The organism is Actinomyces sp. ICM58 (assembly GCF_000283035.1).
Classification (GTDB): Bacteria; Actinomycetota; Actinomycetes; order Actinomycetales; family Actinomycetaceae; genus Pauljensenia.
This window is the reverse complement of sequence record NZ_ALIY01000193.1, coordinates 1-16,037: the sequence shown is the minus strand read 5'-3', so window position 1 is coordinate 16,037 and position 16,037 is coordinate 1. Positions and strand designations below refer to the sequence as shown.

The following is a 16,037-nucleotide window of genomic DNA, read 5'->3' as shown; positions in this document are numbered from 1 at the left end:
CTCGCCGTGGCTGCGCTCCTCGTCCTATCCCTGTCGACCGGCGAGTACTCGATTCTCTCCCAGGACGACGGGTGGCAGATTTTCCTCGCCGTGCGCGTCCCGCGCACGATCGCGCTCGTCCTGTCGGGCGCCGCGATGTCGATGAGCGGGCTCGTCATGCAGCTGGTCACCCAGAACCGATTCGCCGAGCCCTCCACGACGGGCACGACCGAGTGGGCGGGTCTGGGCCTGCTCGTCATCATGATCGTGTGGCCCGGTGCCCCGATCCTCGTGCGCATGACCTGCGCGATCATTTTCGCGTTCGTCGGCACGATGGTGTTCTTCGCGCTGCTGCGCCGCGTCTCCCTGCGCTCCTCACTGCTCGTGCCGATCATGGGCATGATGCTCGGCGCGGTTGTCTCCGCGATCTCGACGTTCCTGGCGCTCGAGACGAATACCCTGCAGAGCGTGTCCGTCTGGTTCCAGGGCTCCTTCACCTCCGTGTACGAAGGCCAGTACGAGATCCTGTGGATCGTCACCATCGTCGTGGCGATCGTGTTCATCATGGCGGACCGGCTGACGGCGGTGTCCCTCGGCGAGGACATCGCCATCTCCCTCGGTGTCAACTACCACCGCATGGTCCTCATCGCGACCGGACTGGTGGCCGTCGCCACCGGCGTCGTCACCGTCGTCGTCGGCTCCCTGCCCTTCCTCGGGCTCATCGTCCCCAACCTGGTCTCCATGACGATGGGCGACAACCTGCGTACCAACCTTCCCTGGGTGTGCCTGGCGGGCGTCGCCCTGGTCACCGTCACCGACTTGCTCGCGCGCACCATCATCTCCCCCTTCGAGATGCCCGTCTCTGTCATCCTGGGTGTCCTCGGGGCCTTCGTCTTCATCGCGCTCGTCCTGCGCCAAGCACGACAGGGGGCCACCCTATGACAACCACACTCTCACCCGAGCACATCGAGGCCGCCTCCCCCTCCCCTGCCCCGGCCTCGTCCGCGCACACGAAGCGCCCCACGCGGCGCACCGGCGCCTTCGTCTCCCCGACCGCCCGGCGCCGCTGGTGGCTCATCTTCGGTCTCGTGTGCGCCATCGCGCTCCTGGCCTGCATCGGGCTGCTCACCTGGAAGAACCCCGCGCAATTCGGCACCCCCGTCTTTTGGAGGCTCGCCCGCAGGCGTGCCTTCTCGGTCCTCGCGATCGCCCTCGTCGCGGTATGCCAGGGCATGGCGACGGTCGCCTTCCAGACGGTGGCGAACAACCGCATCATTACGCCCTCGATCCTCGGTTTTGAGTCCCTCTACCGGGCGATCCACACCTCCACGATCTTCTTCCTGGGCGTCGCCGGGCTCAACGCGTCGGCGACCGTCGGCAACTTCGTCGGCCAGCTCGCCCTCATGATCGCGCTCACGCTGCTCCTGTACTCGTGGCTGCTCACCTCGCAACGCGCCTCCATGCACGCGATGCTCCTCATCGGCGTCATGCTGGGCGCGGGCCTGGGCTCAATCTCGACCTTCATGCAGCGCCTCCTGACACCCTCGGAGTTCGACGTGCTGACCGCGCGCCTCTTCGGGTCGATCGCGAACGCCCAGAAGGAGTACTTCCCCATCGCGATCCCCCTCGTCGCGGCCGCAGCCATCGCCCTCGTGTTGCTCACGCGCCAGCTCTCGGTGCTGTCGCTCGGACGCGAGACCGCCACCAACCTGGGCCTGAACCACCGGCGCACCTCGGTCGCGGTCCTCGTCCTCGTGTCGATTCTCATGGCGACCTCCACGGCGCTCGTGGGGCCGATGACGTTCCTCGGCTTCCTCGTGGCCACGATGTCCTACCAGTTCTCCGACACGCACAACCACCGCTACATTTTCGCGATGGCCACCGCCCTGGGCGTCGCGATCCTGTCCAGCTCCTATTTCGTGATGAATCACGTCTTCAACACGCAGGGCGTCGTCTCCATCATCATCGAGTTCGTCGGCGGGCTCGCATTCATCGTCACTATTCTGCGGAAGGGCCGCCTGTGATTTCCATCGATTCCGTCGTCAAGCAGTACTCGCCGTCGGTGCGCATCGGTTCCATTTCGCTCGACATCCCCGCGGGCGGCATCACGGCGCTCGTGGGTCCCAACGGGGCAGGTAAGTCCACGCTCCTGACGATGGTCGGGCGCCTGCTCGGCATCGACGAGGGAACCATCGAAGTCGGCGGCCTCAACGTCGCGACGACGAAGTCCTCCGAGCTGGCGCGCACCCTGTCGATCCTGCGCCAGGAGAACCACTTCATCTCTCGCCTGACGGTGCGTCAGCTCGTGGGCTTCGGGCGTTTCCCCCACTCGAAGGGGCGCCTGAGCGCCGCGGACGAGGCCATCATCGACCGCTACATCGGCTTCCTCGACCTGGAGGAGTTGGAGGGCCGCTACCTGGACCAGCTGTCGGGCGGCCAGCGTCAGCGCGCCTACGTCGCGATGGTGCTCGCCCAGGAAACGGATTACGTGCTGCTTGACGAGCCGCTCAACAACCTGGACATCGCGCGCAGCGTCGAGATGATGACGATGCTGGAGCGGGCGGCGCGCGAGTTTTCACGCACGATCGTCATCGTCCTGCACGACATCAACTTCGCGGCGCGCTACGCCTCGCAGATTTGCGCCCTCAAGGATGGGACGGTCGCCTTCATGGGGACACCCGAGGAAATCATGCGCGACGAGGTCCTCACCGACATCTTCGATACGCCCGTCACCGTCGTCCCGGGCCCGAACGGCCCGATCGCCTGCTACTTCTGAGCGCACGCGCGCGCTCGCCCACGGCTCAACTCAGGTCGGTCCCCCGACGCTCCCCCGGCCTCGTCGGTCACGAGGCCGGAGCCGGGTAGAATGGTCGCGCGGCCCGCGTGAAACTGCCGTGAAACATCCACCGTCCCTGGGGGTCCCGTGTCCGTCGCCCTGACAGTCCTCTTCGTCCTCGTCGCCCTCGTGCTCGTCGCAGGCGGGCTTTACCTCTTCATCTCGGGCATCGCTGCGCGCGCGGGCGTGTGCCGCCCTCCCCTGGGCCTGCGCCTGCGAGGCGTCGAACCGGGCTCTGGGGCCTGGGAGCGCGCCCACCACGCCGCCTGGCCCATCCTCTTCGGCGGAGGCGTCCTGGGTACCGCTCACGGCATCGCGCTGGCGGCGATAGCCATTCTCGGCGCCCGCGTCTCGGTTCCCCTGGTCTTCGTTGTCTCCGGCATCATCGTCGAGGCGGGCCTGTGGGTGGTCGCGCGCGGCGCCGGCAAGGCGTCGGCGGCGTAACGCTGCGCTGGTCGCCCGCGCGCCCGCCCTCCCGAGCCTTCACGCAGCAGGGAACCCCGGCCTCGTTGCTCTCAGACGAGGTCGGGGTTCCCGGGTTGAGACGGCGCTCAGGCCGTGGGGCGCTCGCGGCGATCCAGCATGTACAGCGCCATCTTCGAGGGTTCGAGCGCGCGCACGGCATGGGGCAGGCGCGTGCCGAAGTGGATGACGTCGCCCGGCCTCAGGACGACGGTGCGGCCGTCGGCCTCGATCTCGAGGGCGCCCTCGAGGGTGTGGAGGATGACGGGCATCGCGGCGGTGTGCTCGCTGAGGATCTCGCCCTTATCGAAGCTAAAGAGGACCAGGCGCACGCCCTCGGCGTGCATGACGGTGCGCGAGACGGTGGCTTCCTCGTTGATCTGGATCATCGAGGCGATGTCGCTCAGGTCCGTCATGATGGGCGTGGGGACCTCGGTGCTCGAGTCGGGGGACAGGCTCATTGCTTCTCCTTGGGTTTGCGCGCGACGATGGCGACGCCGCACAGGTGTCGGTCGTATTTCTTGAACGTGCGCGCCATCGTGGTGACGCGTTCGCGCAGATCTTTGTCGCGGGCGACGTTGCGGGCGATGCGCAGCGCCCCGCGCACGCCCTCGTCGGCGATCAGGCGGCCGGGCTTGAGCAGGGCCATGGGGGCCATGCGCGTCTCTTCGACAACCAGGCCGACGTCCTCGAGGGCGCGCCGCCAGTCGGCGACCGTCAGGGGGCGTGCGTTGACGTTGATGGCGCGCGCCAGGGCCCGGCGTATCTCGGTGGCGGGTTCCTCCCCGATGGAGTCGGGGCGCATCGCCAGCTCGTGGATGACGTAGCGTCCGCAGGGGCGCAGGATGCGCGCAGCCTCCCCCATGATGGCGCGCTTGGCTTTCTCTCCTTGCATCGTGAGCATTGCTTCGCCGACGACGACGTCCGCGCTCTCATCCGGCAAGCCGGTCTGCCCGGCGTCCGCGTTGATGCAGCGCCCCACGCCCGAGGCGATGGCGTCCACGCGCGCGCAGGCATTCGGATCGCGCTCCACACCCACGTAGGAGGCGGGACCCACCCCGATGATCGCCGCGGCGGTCACGCCGAGGCCCGGGGCGAACTCGACGACGTCCGAGCCGGGTAGGACGGCGCGCTTGAGCGCCCACGTGCTCAGGGCGAGTCCTCCGGGGCGCAGCACCGTCTTTCCGGCGCGCGCGAGCACCCAGTGTCCTGGCGCCTTCTCGACGGGCCGGTCGGCGAAGGGGAGGGTCTCCGCCGACGATTCAGTGTGAGGTGACATATACGAAAGTATAGCGTTATCTATTTTCGTGCGCAGGGATGTACCCCCTTGAAATCGCCGAACGGAGGCCGCCCCCCAGCGCTTATAGGCCGATAATCTGACCAAACTCGCGCTTTATCAGCTCGAGACGCTCGCGCGCCGCCTCCCACGGGACCGGCTCACCCTCGGGGGCGGGCAGGATGACCTCGAGGTAGCACTTGAGTTTCGGCTCGGTGCCCGACGGACGCGCGATCACGCGGTCCCCCGCCTCGGTGAGCACCAGGATCCCGTCCGTGGGCGGCAGGCCCTGGTAGCCCTCCGCCAGGTCAGACACCTCGACGACGGGCGAGCCCGCGAGATCGCTCGGCGGCTGGGCGCGCAGGCGCGCCATGCCCGTGGCAATCTGAGCGATCTCTTCGACGCGGAAGGTCAGCGGGCCAGTCACGTGCAGGCCGTGGGCGTGGGCCAAGCGGTCCAGCTCATCCCAGGCGGTGCGCCCCTCGGTCTTGAGCGCAGCAAACAGCGAGGCGGCAACCACGGACGAGGCGATCCCATCCTTGTCACGCGCAGCGGAGGGATTCGGGCAAAAGCCGATGGCCTCCTCGTAGCCGAAAGCCAGCTGAGGGGCGCGCGCGATCCACTTGAAGCCCGTGAGCGTCGTGTGGTGTTCGAGCCCGTGAGAGCGGGCGATGCGCGCCAGCAGGCGCGAGGACACGATCGAGTTTGCGAGCGATCCCCTCAGGCCGCGCGAGGCCAGGAACTCGCCCAGCAGGCAGCCAATCTGGTCGCCGCTCAGCGGGGTCCATTCAGCCTCGGCGTGTGGGTCGGGCACCGCGAGCGCGCAGCGGTCCGCGTCGGGGTCGACCGCGATGATCAGGTCGGCGTCCTCTGCCCGGGCCTGCTCGATCGCCATGTCGAGGGCGCCGGCCTCCTCGGGGTTCGGGAAGGGCACGGTCGGGAAGTCGGGGTCGGGCTCGGCCTGCGCGGCGACGAGCGAGACCTTCGCGAAGCCGGCCTCGGCCAGCACGCGCGCGGTCATCGCGGCGCCCACGCCATGCATGGCGGTCAGGACGATACGCAGGTCCGCGCGGGCGGCCTCGTCGCCGGAGGCGAGCGTGACGGCTTCCGCGACGTACTCTTCGCGCGGATCCACAGCCTCGACCAGGTCATCGTTCATGGGGATCTCGTCGGCGGGGGGCGCAGCCTCGATGGCCGCGGCGATCTCGGCGTCGAAGGGCGGGACGATCTGGACGCCCTGCCCGTCGCCGGTGACGACGCTGCCACCCAGGTAGACCTTGTAGCCGTTGTCCGGGGCGGGGTTGTGCGAGGCGGTCACCATGACGCCCGCGTCCGCGCCGTAGTGGCGCACCGCGAAGGAGGTCAGCGGGGTCGGGTTGGCCTGGGGCAGTGCGAGGACGCGCACGCCGGCGGCGGAGGCGACGCGGCAGGCGGCCGTGGCGAACTCGGAGGAGCCGTAGCGGGCGTCGCAGCCCACGACCAGGGTGGGGGTGCCCGTCGCGTGGGCCTTGACGACTTGGCACAGGCCGGCGGTCGCGCGGATGACGACGGCCAGGTTCATGCGGGACTCACCGGGGCCGACGACACCGCGCAGGCCGGCCGTGCCGAACTCGAGGGGGCCGTTCATGGCCGCGCCCACGCGGGCGAGCGCCTCCTCGTCGCCGCGCTCCGCGGCCTCGATGTCGGCCTTCAGGGACGAGGCCGTGGCCGGGTCCGGGTCGTGGTCAGCCCAGCGCTGAGCCTTGTCAAGTAGCTCCACGGGTCAGTCCTCCAGTCCTGCCAGGATGGCGGTGGTGGCGGAGACACCCAGTCGGGAGGCCCCGGCCTCGATCATGGCGAGCGCCGTGTCGGCGTCGCGGATACCACCCGAGGCCTTGACGCCAAGCGCGTCGCCGACGGTGGCGCGCATAAGGGCGACGGCGTGGACGGACGCGCCGCCCGCGGGGTGGAAGCCCGTGGACGTCTTGACGAAGTCCGCGCCCGCGGCCATCGAGGCGGTGCAGGCGGCGACGATCTCGTCGTCGCTCAGGGCGGCCGACTCGATGATGACCTTGAGGACGCGCGGGGCGGGCACCACCCGTCGCACGGCTTTGATCTCCTCCTCGAGCTCGTGGAGGCGCGCGTCCTTAACCAGCTCGATGTTGATGACCATGTCGATCTCGTCGGCGCCGTCGGCCACCGCCTGGGCGGCCTCGAATGCCTTCACCTGGGGCTTGACAGCGCCCGAGGGGAAGCCCACGACGCAGGCGACCTTCAGCCCCTCGGGCACGTCCAAGGGCAGCATCGACGGGGACACGCACACCGAGAAGGTACCGGCGGCGGCACCCTCCTCAACGATGCGCGCCACGTCCGCAGTCGTGGCCTCGGGCTTGAGGATCGTGTGGTCGATCATCGCCGCCACGTCACGCTTGTTCATAGGTCTACTTTCTGTTCGTGTCAGAGGGTGGCCAGGGGCAGGGCCAGCTCCATCATGGTCGTGAAGGACGTTTGGCGAGCCTGAGCGTCCGTTGCCTCGCCCGTCACCAGGGAATCGGAGACCGTGAAGATGCCCAGGGCCTCGACGCCCGCGTGGGCGGCGGTCGCGTACAGGCCGGCGGTCTCCATTTCGACTGCGAGCACGCCCATGCGCTGCCAGGCCTCGTTGAAGGTCGGGTTCGCGTTGTAGAACGTATCGGAGGACAAGACGTTGCCGACGTGGACCGGCACGTCGGCCTCGCGGGCACGGCGCACCACGTCCTCGATGAGGCGATAGGAGCCGATCGGCGCGTAGGAGCCGGGCAGCTGGTACTGGTCAAGGAACGCGGAGTTCGAGCACGCGGCCTGGGCGACGACGACGTCGTAGAGGTGCATGTCAGGCTGCATCGCCCCGCAGGTGCCCACGCGCACGAGGCGCGTGCAGCCGAATTCGTGGATGAGCTCGTAGGCGTACAGGGAGATCGAGGGGATGCCCATGCCCGACCCCATGACAGAGACGGGGGTCCCCTGGTAGGTGCCGGTGAAGCCCAGCATGTTGCGCACGGCGTTGAATTGCTGGACGTCCTCCAGGTAGTTCTCGGCAATGAATTTCGCGCGCAGCGGGTCTCCGGGTAGGAGGATCGTCGGCGCGATGGGTGCGGTGGGGTTGATGTGCGGTGTCGAGCGCATGTGTCCTCCGTTGGGTCGTCGAGCGGTACTCCGCTCAGGCTTCGTTACCTGTTCCACAAGGCTATGCCCTGCATTGTCATAGTGTCAACGACTGAATTGACAAGTGTTCCCATCCGTCGGGGGGCGTCGTTGCCCGCCCGCCGACGGGGATGCCTCGCCCTGCCTCTCCAGCAGCGCGGCGGCCAGGTCCTGGTCGACCACAAGATGCGTGGCCAACCCCATGCGCAGCGCGGTGTCCAGCGCGCTCGCCTTGACGCGGCCGCCGGCCACGAGCACGCGCACGGGACGAGCGCGCAGCTCCTCCAGCCGGATGCCGACCGTGCGCTCGTCGACCGCGGGGGCAGCGACGACGCCGTCGCGCGTGAAGAAGCGCGAGCAGGCGTCGCCCACGGCGTCGCGCAGCAGCGCCTCCACCTCTCCTCGATCCAGCTGACCCAGGTTCAGTGACAGCGCCTCCTCGTTGATCGCGCCGACCGTGAACACCGCCACGTCCACGCCGCGCCCCTCCTCCAGGATCCGCGCGATAGCCCGGTCCGCTCGCACGATCGAGGCCGTAGCGGTGTCCTCGAAAATGGCGGGCAGGGGAAGGTACCTGGGTTCGGCGCACAACGCCTCACAAAAGGCGCGCATGATCTCGTAGTCGTGCGTCGCCCGCTCGGAGTAGGAGGTCCCGCCCTTGAGCTGGACGACGCGCACGCCCTGGCGTGGGGCTCGCGCCAGGTGGGAGGCGAGCGCGCTCATCGTGCGCCCCCACGAGATTCCCACGCTCATGTCGTCGCGCACCAGCTGAACCACCAGGGCGGCGCCGATGCGCCCCACCTGGTCGATGGCCTCCGCCTCATCCGCGGCGTGCCCGTAGGCGACGCGCGCGCAGGCCAGGCCGAAGCGTTCCTCGAGGCGCGAGGCCAGCTCGGAGGCGTCGTCGCGCGGGTCGTGGATCTCGACGGTCACGAAGCCGCGCGCGCGGCCGTGGGCCAGCAGCTTGGCGACCGTGGGGCGCGAGATGCCCATGCGGGCGGCGACCTCGGCCTGGCTCAGATCCTGCTGATAGTAGGCCTTGACCGCCTCAATCGCCTGCTCGTCGCGCTTATCCACGTCGCTTCCTTCCCCGTGCGATCTGCGCTGAGCCTCCGCTCAGGAGACGGTCTCCAGGACGACGCGACGCGGCTCGGGTGCCACCCCGTCGGCGATCTCGATGGCGCCCGAGAGGGCCTCGAGGGCGCGCGGGATGCGCCACTCGTCCTCCGTGTGGAGCGTGAGCAGGGGCGCTCCCTTGGTGACGCTCTCCCCCGGCTTGGCGTGGATCTCGACGCCGGCTCCTGCCTGCACCGGGTCCTCCTTGACGGCGCGACCAGCGCCCAGCCTCCACGAGGCAACCCCCACGGCCAGCGCATCCATGCCCGCGACGGTCCCGTCGGCCTCGGCGAGGACCCGGTGGGTGTGCGCGGCGCGCGGCAGGGGCGCGTCCGGATCACCGCCCTGCTCGCGGATCATCGCCCGCCACCGGTCCATGGCGCGACCGTCCGCCAGGGCCGCCTCGACGTCGGCGTCGCGAACCCCGGCCAGGTCCAGCATGTTGCGCGCGAGCTCGCAGGTGAGCTCAACGACGTCGGCGGGGCCACCACCGGCCAGGACCTCGACGGATTCCTCCACCTCAAGGGCGTTGCCGATCTTCCTGCCCAGCGGCACGGACATGTCGGTGAGGAGCGCGCGCGTGGCGACCCCCGCATCACGCCCGAGGTCGACCATCGTGCGGGCGAGCTCACGAGCGGCGTCCAGGTCCTTCATGAAGGCACCCGAGCCGACCTTGACGTCCAGGACGAGGGCACCCGTTCCCTCCGCGATTTTCTTGCTCATGATGGAACTGGCGATCAGCGCGATCGACTCCACGGTCGACGTGATGTCGCGCAGCGCGTAGAGCTTCTTGTCCGCGGGGGCCAGCCCCGAACCCGCCGCACAGATGACCGCGCCGCAGCCGGACCCCAGCTGCGCCATGATCTCCTCATTGCTCAGCTGCGCGCGCCACCCCGGGATCGCCTCGAGCTTGTCGAGGGTGCCGCCCGTGTGCCCCAGGCCTCGGCCCGACAGCTGCGGGACGGCCACGCCGAAGCACGCGACCAGCGGCGCCAGGGGCAGCGTGATCTTGTCGCCCACGCCGCCCGTGGAGTGCTTGTCAGCGGTCGGCTTGCCGATGCCGGAAAAGTCCATGCGCGCCCCCGAGCGGATCATCGCGTCCGTCCAGCGGGCGATCTCGGTGCGGTCCATGCCGCGCAGGAAGATCGCCATGGCCAGGGCGGCCATCTGCTCGTCCTTGATGACGCCCTTCGTGTAGGCGTCGATCGTCCAATCGATCTGATCGGGAGTCAGCGCTCCCCCGTCGCGCTTGACTCGGATAATGTCAACGGCATCAAAGAGTGCCATCAGTTCCTTCTTTCGTCGTGGACGAGGCCGGGGCCACCCCGTGTGCGTCGCGCAGCCCCGCGTCGGTCTGGGACCCCAGCTCCTCCAAGTCGTGGGGGCCAAAGGCCCCGGGCAGGACCTGCGTCATGTCGGCGACGCCGCCAGGCATGAGGACCAGGCAGGAGGGCCCGCCGTGCTCGTAGATGAGCTGACGGCACCGGCCGCACGGGGCCACCGGGACCCGGTCCCCATTGACGGCGACGACGGCGAGGAGCGCGCCGCCGCCGGAACGGATGAGGTCGGAGACCATGCCGCACTCGGCGCACAGCGTCACCCCGTACCCCGCGTTCTCCACGTTGCAGCCGCTCACGATCCGCCCGTCGCTGGCCAGACCGGCGGCCCCCACCGGGAAATGCGAGTAGGGGCAGTAGGCGTGGGTCATCGCCTCGATGGCCGCGCCCAGCAGGGCGTCCCAGTCGATCTGCGTCATCGTCGCGGCCCCCTCACTTCACGTAGGGGACGTTCTCGGCGGCGGGCGCGCGAGACTTGCCGACGAAACCGGCCACCGCGATGATCGTCACCACGTAGGGGATCATCGAGACCAGGTCGGCGGGGATCGCGGGCTCGATGTTGGGCAGCATGCGGGCCAGGGCCTGCGCGAAACCGAACATGACGGCCGCCCCCATGGCACCCACGGGGTTCCACTTGCCCAGGATCATCGCCGCCAGGGCGATGTAGCCGTTGCCCGCGGAAATGTTGTCCGTGAAAGCCAGGCCCGACCCGATCGTGAAGAAGGCGCCCCCCAGGCCCGCAAAGGCGGAGCCGAGGATCGTGTTGAGCGTGCGCGTGCGCCCCACGTTGATGCCGACCGTGTCCGCCGCCCGCGGGTGCTCACCGCAGGCGCGTAGGCGTAGCCCCCAGCGGGAACGGAACAGGAAGAAGGCCAGCGCGATGACGGCCGCGTACATGAGGTAGACAAGGATCGTCTGATTGAACAGCACCGGGCCGATCACCGGGATCTCGGCGAGGCCGGGAATCTTAATCGGGGACAGCGAGAACTGGTTGGTGTTCAGGCTCCCCGGAGTTTCCTTCATGACCGTCCCGTACAGGAAGGTGGTCAGGCCCAGCGCCAGCACGTTCAAGACGACGCCGACGATGATCTGGTCCACCCCGCACTTGACCGAGAAAAGGGCCAGCAGCGCCCCCAGGGCCGCGCCCGCGAGGGGCGCCGCGATGATGCCCGCGTAGGGCATCTGGAAGTACGAGGCCGCCATGACGCCCGCGAAGGCCCCCACCAGGAGGTCGCCTTCGATCGCGATGTTGACGACGCCGACTCGCTCGGAGATGACGCCCGACAGGGAGCCGAAAATGAGCGGCGTCGAGATCGCCACCGTCGAGACGAGCGTCGAGGTCAGGGTCACCGCCCCGGTCGAATCCGAGCCCGCGTAGAACAGGAATCCCAGGATCGTCGATAGGCCGACAAGGACCATCCCACCCACGCGCGCCCACGTGCTGCGCGTCATGCGCCGCGCGGTCGCCAGAATCGTCCACGCGGTGATGGCGATCGTCAAGGCAGCAAGCACCCACACGATGGGAGCACCGGCGGTGACGATGTCGGGGATCTCGTAGGACTGCGACTTGTCGTTCAGGCGGATCGTCACGTCGCCGCGCGTGGAGATCGCGAAGACAAGGAGCAGAATGCAGGCGGCCACGTAGATACCGGGGAGCTTCCAGGAACGCTTGACCTCTACCCGCGGGACTGCAACGGACTCACTTGTGCTCATCAGCCTTCTCCTTTCGCGCCTGCTCGGTCGCGTCGACGCCGGACAGCCGGAACGGCCACCGCAAGAGCATCCGGAACAGCAATCAGCAGGACGATCACCGACTGCAGGATGAGGATCATGTCGATCGGCACGCCCTTGGCCTGCATCGCGTAACCGCCCGCCTTGAAGGCCCCGAAGAGCAGCCCAGCCCCGAAGGTCCCCCAGGTCTTGTTGCGCCCCAGCAGGGCCACCGTGATCGCGTCGAAGCCGATCGAACCAGCCACGTCACGCGACACGTACCCGAGGGTCCCCAACGCCTCGTTCGCCCCGGCCAGGCCCAGGAACGCGCCCGAGATCACCATCGTGACCGCCGTGATGCGCTCGACCGAAATGCCCGCCGTTCGGGCGGCCGCCGCGTTGGCGCCCACCGCGCGAATCTGGAAGCCCAGCGTGGAGCGTTCCATCAGCCACCAGAACAACGCCAGCGCGACGAGCGCGACGATGAGGCCCGCATGCAGCTTGATCGGCCCCTTAAAAAATGCCGTGAGGGCCGCCGAATCGGCGACGTTAGGGGTGATCGGCTGGTTCGAACCGGGCTTTTGCCACGCCGGCTGCGTCAACGCGTAGCCTAGCGCGAGGGCCGCGATCGAGTTCAACATGATCGTCACGATCACCTCGTTCGCGCCCGTCTTCGCCTTCAGGACGCCCGCGATGCCGCCATACGCAGCGCCCGCGGCGATCGCCGCCGCCAGGGCAACGAGCGTGTGCACCACCGGCGGCAGGCTCAGCGAGAAACCCACCCACACGGCCGCGAGCGCGCCCATGATCATCTGGCCCTTGCCGCCGATGTTGAACAGACCCGCGCGGAAACCAAAGGCCAGGCCCAATCCCGAGATGATCAGGGGGATCGCATAGAACAGGGAGTCTGTCAGCGGCTTGACCATGCGCACAAAGGTCGGGGCCTGCGGATCCACGATAGCCCCGCGGAACATCGCGTAGTAGGCATCGAGGACGGAGGCGTCCGCCAGGACAATGAAGACCGCCCCGATGGCAAACGCGATGACGACGGCCAACAGCGAGACGAGCCACCGGATACGAAAAACCTGTATCACGAAGCCCATCCCCTTACTCGCGCGTGCACTCATCGCTTCTCCTTCCCGGCTGCCCCGCGCTCCTGCGTTGATCCACAGGAAGCGGCCACGGCCTCGTCCACGGGGACGCCCGCCATCATGAGGCCCAGCACGTCGCGGCTCGTGTCCGGGGGCACGATGCCGACGATGCGACCGCGGTACATGACGGCGATCCGGTCGGCCAGCGCCACGACCTCGTCCAGCTCCGAGGAGATCAGCAGCACCGCGCACCCCTGGTCGCGCACGTCCACGATCCTGCGGTGAATAAACTCGATCGACCCGACGTCGACGCCGCGGGTGGGCTGGTTGGCCACCAGCACCGTCAGGTCACGCGACATCTCGCGCGCCACGACGACCTTTTGCTGGTTACCGCCCGACAGGGAGGAGACCGGGTCGTCAATCGAGGTCAGGCGAATGTCGTATTCCTCCTGCTTCTCGCGCGCGTTGTGGGCCACCGCGCTGAGCCTGCGCGAGGGGCCGAGCGCGAACTCGGCCGCGTCGAACTGATCCAACACCAGGTTGTCGGCGATCGAGAAGGAGGAAATGATGCCGTCCGTCGAACGGTCCTCGGGGATGAAGCCCAGGCCCGCATCCAGGGACTTGCGCGGTTTCGCGCGCGTGATGTCGGCGCCCGCGAGGGTGATGGTGCCGCTGTTGGGAATGCGCAGGCCCAGGATCGTCTCCGCGAGCTCCGTCTGCCCATTGCCCTGCACGCCTGCCACCGCGAGGATCTCCCCGCGCGCCACCTCGAGGGACACGTGGTCGAGTTCCGCGACGCCGCCGGCGCCCAGGAGCGACACGTCGTCGATGACGAGGCCCGGGCCGCCGGGCCGCGCGGGGGCCTTATCGACGCGCATGAGGACCTCGCGCCCCACCATCTGCGAGGCCAGGGACGCCTCGGAGTCCTTCGGGGAGGCCTGTCCCACGACCTTCCCGCGCCGGATCACGGTGATCTCGTCGGCGACCGCGCGCACCTCGCGCAGCTTGTGGGTGATGAAGACGATGGAGGTTCCGGAGTCGGCGAGCTGGCGCATGATCGCCATGAGCTCGTCCGTCTCCTGCGGTGTCAGCACCGCCGTCGGCTCGTCCAGGATCAGTACCTTCGCCTGGCGAGACAGGGCCTTGACGATCTCCACGCGCTGCTGAGCGCCCACCGGCAGATCCTCGATGAGCGCGTCGGGGTCGAGGTCGAAACCGAAACGAGCCGAAACATCGAGCACCGTGCGGCGTGCCCGCTCCCGGTTGATGATGCCCGCGGGTCCGGTCGGCTCGAAACCAAGCGCGATAGACTCGGCGACCGTGAAGACCGGGATCAGCATGAAGTGCTGGTGCACCATGCCGATGCCCGCCGCGACGGCGTCGTCCGGGCCCTTGAAGGTGACGGGCTCGCCGTCGATGAGAATCTGCCCCTCGTCGGGGGCGAGCATGCCGTACAGGACGTTCATCAGCGTGGACTTGCCCGCGCCGTTTTCTCCGAGCAGGGCGTGGATGTGCCCCTCCTCGATCGTCACGTCGATCGAGTCGTTGGCAATGAGGGGACCGAACCTCTTCGTGATCCCCCGCAGCTCTAGTTTCATTCCGTGGGCCTTCCCCGTGCGACTGGGCGGCACCCCACTGCCCGGGTGGGGCCGGCGATCTCAGCCGCCAGCCCCACCCTCACAGCATCACTTCGGGGCGTTTTGCGATTCGATCACGAGCTTGCCGGACTTGATGTCCTCGGTGAGCTTGGCCAGATCGGCCTTGAGCTCATCGGAGACCTTCGCGTCGAAATCGTGGAAGGGAGCCAGCGAGACACCACCGTTGGCGAGCGTGCCCACGTAGGGGTCCGAGCTGAACTTACCATCGACCGAGTCCTTGATGGACTGCTCGACCGACGCGCCGATCTCCTTCATGACGGAGGTCAGCACGATCGAGGAGTAGTCGGGGTTGGCCTCGTACCAGTCGGAGTCCACGCCGATGATCCAGGTGTTGCCGTCGGCCTTCGCGGCCGCCGCAGCGCCCAGGCCCACGGGGCCGGCCACCGGCATGATGATGTCGGCGCCCTGGGAGATGAACTGCTGCGCCTGCTCCTTGCCCAGCGTCTGGTTGTCGAAGTCCTGGGTGAAGGAGCCGTTCTGCGTGGCCTTGTCCCAGCCGAGCACCTGCACGCTGGTTCCCTTGGCCTTGTTGTAGGCATCGACGCCGTCGACGAATCCGTCCATGAAGACCGTGACCGACGGGATCTTCATGCCGCCGAAGGTGGCGACCTTGCCCGTGTTCGTCATGCCCGCGGCGGCGTATCCCGCGAGGAAGGCGGCCTCGGCGGTGTTGAACAGGAGCGGACGGCCGTTCTCAAGGGTGACGGTCTCTTGTCCGTCAGTGAAGCTGGAGTCGACGAGGGCGTAGTGCAGGTCCGTGTTCTGCTCCGCGGACTTGTGGATGGCCTGCTCGAGGTTGAAGCCGACGCCGATGATAAGGGTGCAGCCGTCGGAGACCATGGCCTCGACGTTGGGCACGAAGTCGGTGTCCGAGCTGGATTCGGCCGTGTTGATCTGGATGCCCAGGCTGTCCTGGGCGGCCTTGAGGCCGTTGTAGGCGGACTCGTTGAAGGACTTGTCGTCCCATCCGCCGGCGTCGGAGACCGCGCAGGCCTTGAAGGTGGCGGCGTCCTTGGCCTCGCTGGTTGTCCCTCCTCCGTTGGAGGTTGTGCCACCGCCGCATCCGGCCAGCGCGAGCGTGACGATCCCCGCCGCAGCGACGAGCTTCGTGAGGTGCTTCATGAGTGTGTTCCTTTGTTGATGTGGATTCTTCTGCGAATCGGTGGCGGCGCGGGCCGCGGACTCTGTCCGCGCAACCGTTGCGCGAACATTTGTATGAGTCGACTTTTACGTCTGATCGAAGTGTCCCGCGCCGCCTCCTCCCATGTCAAGGGCTACTTGTTCTCGCTTTGGTAACGATTGCGGCGACGGGCCCACAGCCCGGCCACCCCGATCACGCCCATCGCAACGGCGACAGGCAGTCCCTGCGTGGTCGCGCCCGTGCGCGCCAACCCGCCGCGCGGCGCACCG

16 protein-coding genes and 1 pseudogene are annotated in these 16,037 nt (G+C 68.3%); 4 read left to right on the top strand and 13 right to left on the bottom strand.

All coding sequences use genetic code 11. The features are described 5' to 3' along the window. The 4 genes from HMPREF1138_RS08805 to HMPREF1138_RS08790 all read left to right on the top strand — a co-directional run. Positions 1–921, top strand: a 921-nt coding sequence (locus HMPREF1138_RS08805) for an ABC transporter permease (protein WP_039937711.1), incomplete at its 5' end; no start/stop codon positions are given. Then, positions 918–2,003 (top strand): iron chelate uptake ABC transporter family permease subunit, encoded by a 1,086-nt coding sequence (locus HMPREF1138_RS08800; protein WP_009058860.1) that lies wholly within the window; start codon positions 918–920, stop codon positions 2,001–2,003. The genes HMPREF1138_RS08805 and HMPREF1138_RS08800, both read left to right, overlap by 4 nt. Next, a complete protein-coding gene (locus tag HMPREF1138_RS08795) occupies positions 2,000–2,755 on the top strand; it encodes an iron ABC transporter ATP-binding protein (RefSeq protein ID WP_009058858.1) in 756 nt (251 codons plus the stop codon). Before HMPREF1138_RS08800 ends, HMPREF1138_RS08795 begins: the two co-directional genes overlap by 4 nt. Positions 2,756–2,902: 147 nt before the next feature. After that, positions 2,903–3,259, top strand: coding sequence for a hypothetical protein (locus HMPREF1138_RS08790; RefSeq protein WP_009058865.1), 357 nt, complete (start codon positions 2,903–2,905; stop codon positions 3,257–3,259). A 107-nt stretch (positions 3,260–3,366) separates the two neighbouring features. Here the strand turns inward: HMPREF1138_RS08790 and HMPREF1138_RS08785 are convergent, their stop codons facing one another. From HMPREF1138_RS08785 to HMPREF1138_RS10905, 13 genes and pseudogenes are all read right to left on the bottom strand, one after another. After that, complete coding sequence (locus HMPREF1138_RS08785) at positions 3,367–3,738, bottom strand: cupin domain-containing protein (RefSeq protein WP_009058842.1); 372 nt, start codon at positions 3,736–3,738, stop codon at positions 3,367–3,369. Then, positions 3,735–4,556 (bottom strand): class I SAM-dependent methyltransferase, encoded by an 822-nt coding sequence (locus HMPREF1138_RS08780; protein WP_039937708.1) that lies wholly within the window; start codon positions 4,554–4,556, stop codon positions 3,735–3,737. The genes HMPREF1138_RS08785 and HMPREF1138_RS08780 overlap by 4 nt, the downstream gene beginning before the upstream one ends. Positions 4,557–4,638: 82 nt before the next feature. Next, positions 4,639–6,312 carry a phospho-sugar mutase gene (locus tag HMPREF1138_RS08775; protein WP_009058864.1) on the bottom strand — a complete coding sequence of 558 codons (1,674 nt, stop codon included), beginning with the start codon at positions 6,310–6,312 and terminating at the stop codon, positions 4,639–4,641. A gap of 3 nt (positions 6,313–6,315) precedes the next feature. Continuing rightward, the gene (deoC, locus tag HMPREF1138_RS08770) at positions 6,316–6,969 is read right to left on the bottom strand and encodes a deoxyribose-phosphate aldolase (RefSeq protein ID WP_009058853.1); all 654 of its coding nucleotides are present in this window, start codon (positions 6,967–6,969) and stop codon (positions 6,316–6,318) included. 20 nt (positions 6,970–6,989) lie between these two features. Further along, positions 6,990–7,697, bottom strand: coding sequence for a purine-nucleoside phosphorylase (gene deoD / locus HMPREF1138_RS08765; protein ID WP_009058867.1), 708 nt, complete (start codon positions 7,695–7,697; stop codon positions 6,990–6,992). An 84-nt stretch (positions 7,698–7,781) separates the two neighbouring features. Beyond that, the gene (locus HMPREF1138_RS08760; protein ID WP_009058863.1) at positions 7,782–8,792 is read right to left on the bottom strand and encodes a sugar-binding transcriptional regulator; all 1,011 of its coding nucleotides are present in this window, start codon (positions 8,790–8,792) and stop codon (positions 7,782–7,784) included. Positions 8,793–8,831: 39 nt separating this feature from the next. Continuing rightward, a complete protein-coding gene (locus HMPREF1138_RS08755) occupies positions 8,832–10,118 on the bottom strand; it encodes a thymidine phosphorylase (RefSeq protein ID WP_009058847.1) in 1,287 nt (428 codons plus the stop codon). Further along, positions 10,105–10,587, bottom strand: a complete 483-nt coding sequence (locus tag HMPREF1138_RS08750; protein WP_009058851.1) for a cytidine deaminase — start codon at positions 10,585–10,587, stop codon at positions 10,105–10,107. Before HMPREF1138_RS08750 ends, HMPREF1138_RS08755 begins: the two co-directional genes overlap by 14 nt. Positions 10,588–10,600: 13 nt before the next feature. After that, a complete protein-coding gene (locus HMPREF1138_RS08745; RefSeq protein WP_009058861.1) occupies positions 10,601–11,881 on the bottom strand; it encodes an ABC transporter permease in 1,281 nt (426 codons plus the stop codon). Then, positions 11,868–13,005: pseudogene (locus HMPREF1138_RS08740) on the bottom strand (ABC transporter permease). The gene HMPREF1138_RS08745 and the pseudogene HMPREF1138_RS08740 overlap by 14 nt, the downstream one beginning before the upstream one ends. Next, the gene (locus HMPREF1138_RS08735) at positions 13,002–14,567 is read right to left on the bottom strand and encodes an ABC transporter ATP-binding protein (RefSeq protein WP_009058856.1); all 1,566 of its coding nucleotides are present in this window, start codon (positions 14,565–14,567) and stop codon (positions 13,002–13,004) included. The pseudogene HMPREF1138_RS08740 and the gene HMPREF1138_RS08735 overlap by 4 nt, the downstream one beginning before the upstream one ends. Positions 14,568–14,654: 87 nt before the next feature. Further along, on the bottom strand, positions 14,655–15,749 hold the full coding sequence (locus HMPREF1138_RS08730) for a BMP family lipoprotein (protein ID WP_009058862.1): 1,095 nt from the start codon (positions 15,747–15,749) through the stop codon (positions 14,655–14,657). Between the two features lie 152 nt (positions 15,750–15,901). Then, on the bottom strand, positions 15,902–16,018 hold the full coding sequence (locus tag HMPREF1138_RS10905; RefSeq protein WP_081496012.1) for an LPXTG cell wall anchor domain-containing protein: 117 nt from the start codon (positions 16,016–16,018) through the stop codon (positions 15,902–15,904). Positions 16,019–16,037: the final 19 nt, after the last annotated feature.

Excerpts from the sequence above, each read along its gene's own strand:
- HMPREF1138_RS08735 (WP_009058856.1), bottom strand. The coding sequence starts at position 14,567 with ATGAAACTAGAGCTGCGGGGGATCACGAAGAGGTTCGGTCCCCTCATT.
- HMPREF1138_RS08800 (WP_009058860.1), top strand. The coding sequence starts at position 918 with ATGACAACCACACTCTCACCCGAGCACATCGAGGCCGCCTCCCCCTCC.
- HMPREF1138_RS08755 (WP_009058847.1), bottom strand. The coding sequence starts at position 10,118 with ATGGCACTCTTTGATGCCGTTGACATTATCCGAGTCAAGCGCGACGGG.
- HMPREF1138_RS08745 (WP_009058861.1), bottom strand. The coding sequence starts at position 11,881 with ATGAGCACAAGTGAGTCCGTTGCAGTCCCGCGGGTAGAGGTCAAGCGT.
- HMPREF1138_RS08730 (WP_009058862.1), bottom strand. The coding sequence starts at position 15,749 with ATGAAGCACCTCACGAAGCTCGTCGCTGCGGCGGGGATCGTCACGCTC.
- HMPREF1138_RS08750 (WP_009058851.1), bottom strand. The coding sequence starts at position 10,587 with ATGACGCAGATCGACTGGGACGCCCTGCTGGGCGCGGCCATCGAGGCG.
- deoD (WP_009058867.1), bottom strand. The coding sequence starts at position 7,697 with ATGCGCTCGACACCGCACATCAACCCCACCGCACCCATCGCGCCGACG.
- HMPREF1138_RS08780 (WP_039937708.1), bottom strand. The coding sequence starts at position 4,556 with ATGTCACCTCACACTGAATCGTCGGCGGAGACCCTCCCCTTCGCCGAC.
- deoC (WP_009058853.1), bottom strand. The coding sequence starts at position 6,969 with ATGAACAAGCGTGACGTGGCGGCGATGATCGACCACACGATCCTCAAG.
- HMPREF1138_RS08785 (WP_009058842.1), bottom strand. The coding sequence starts at position 3,738 with ATGAGCCTGTCCCCCGACTCGAGCACCGAGGTCCCCACGCCCATCATG.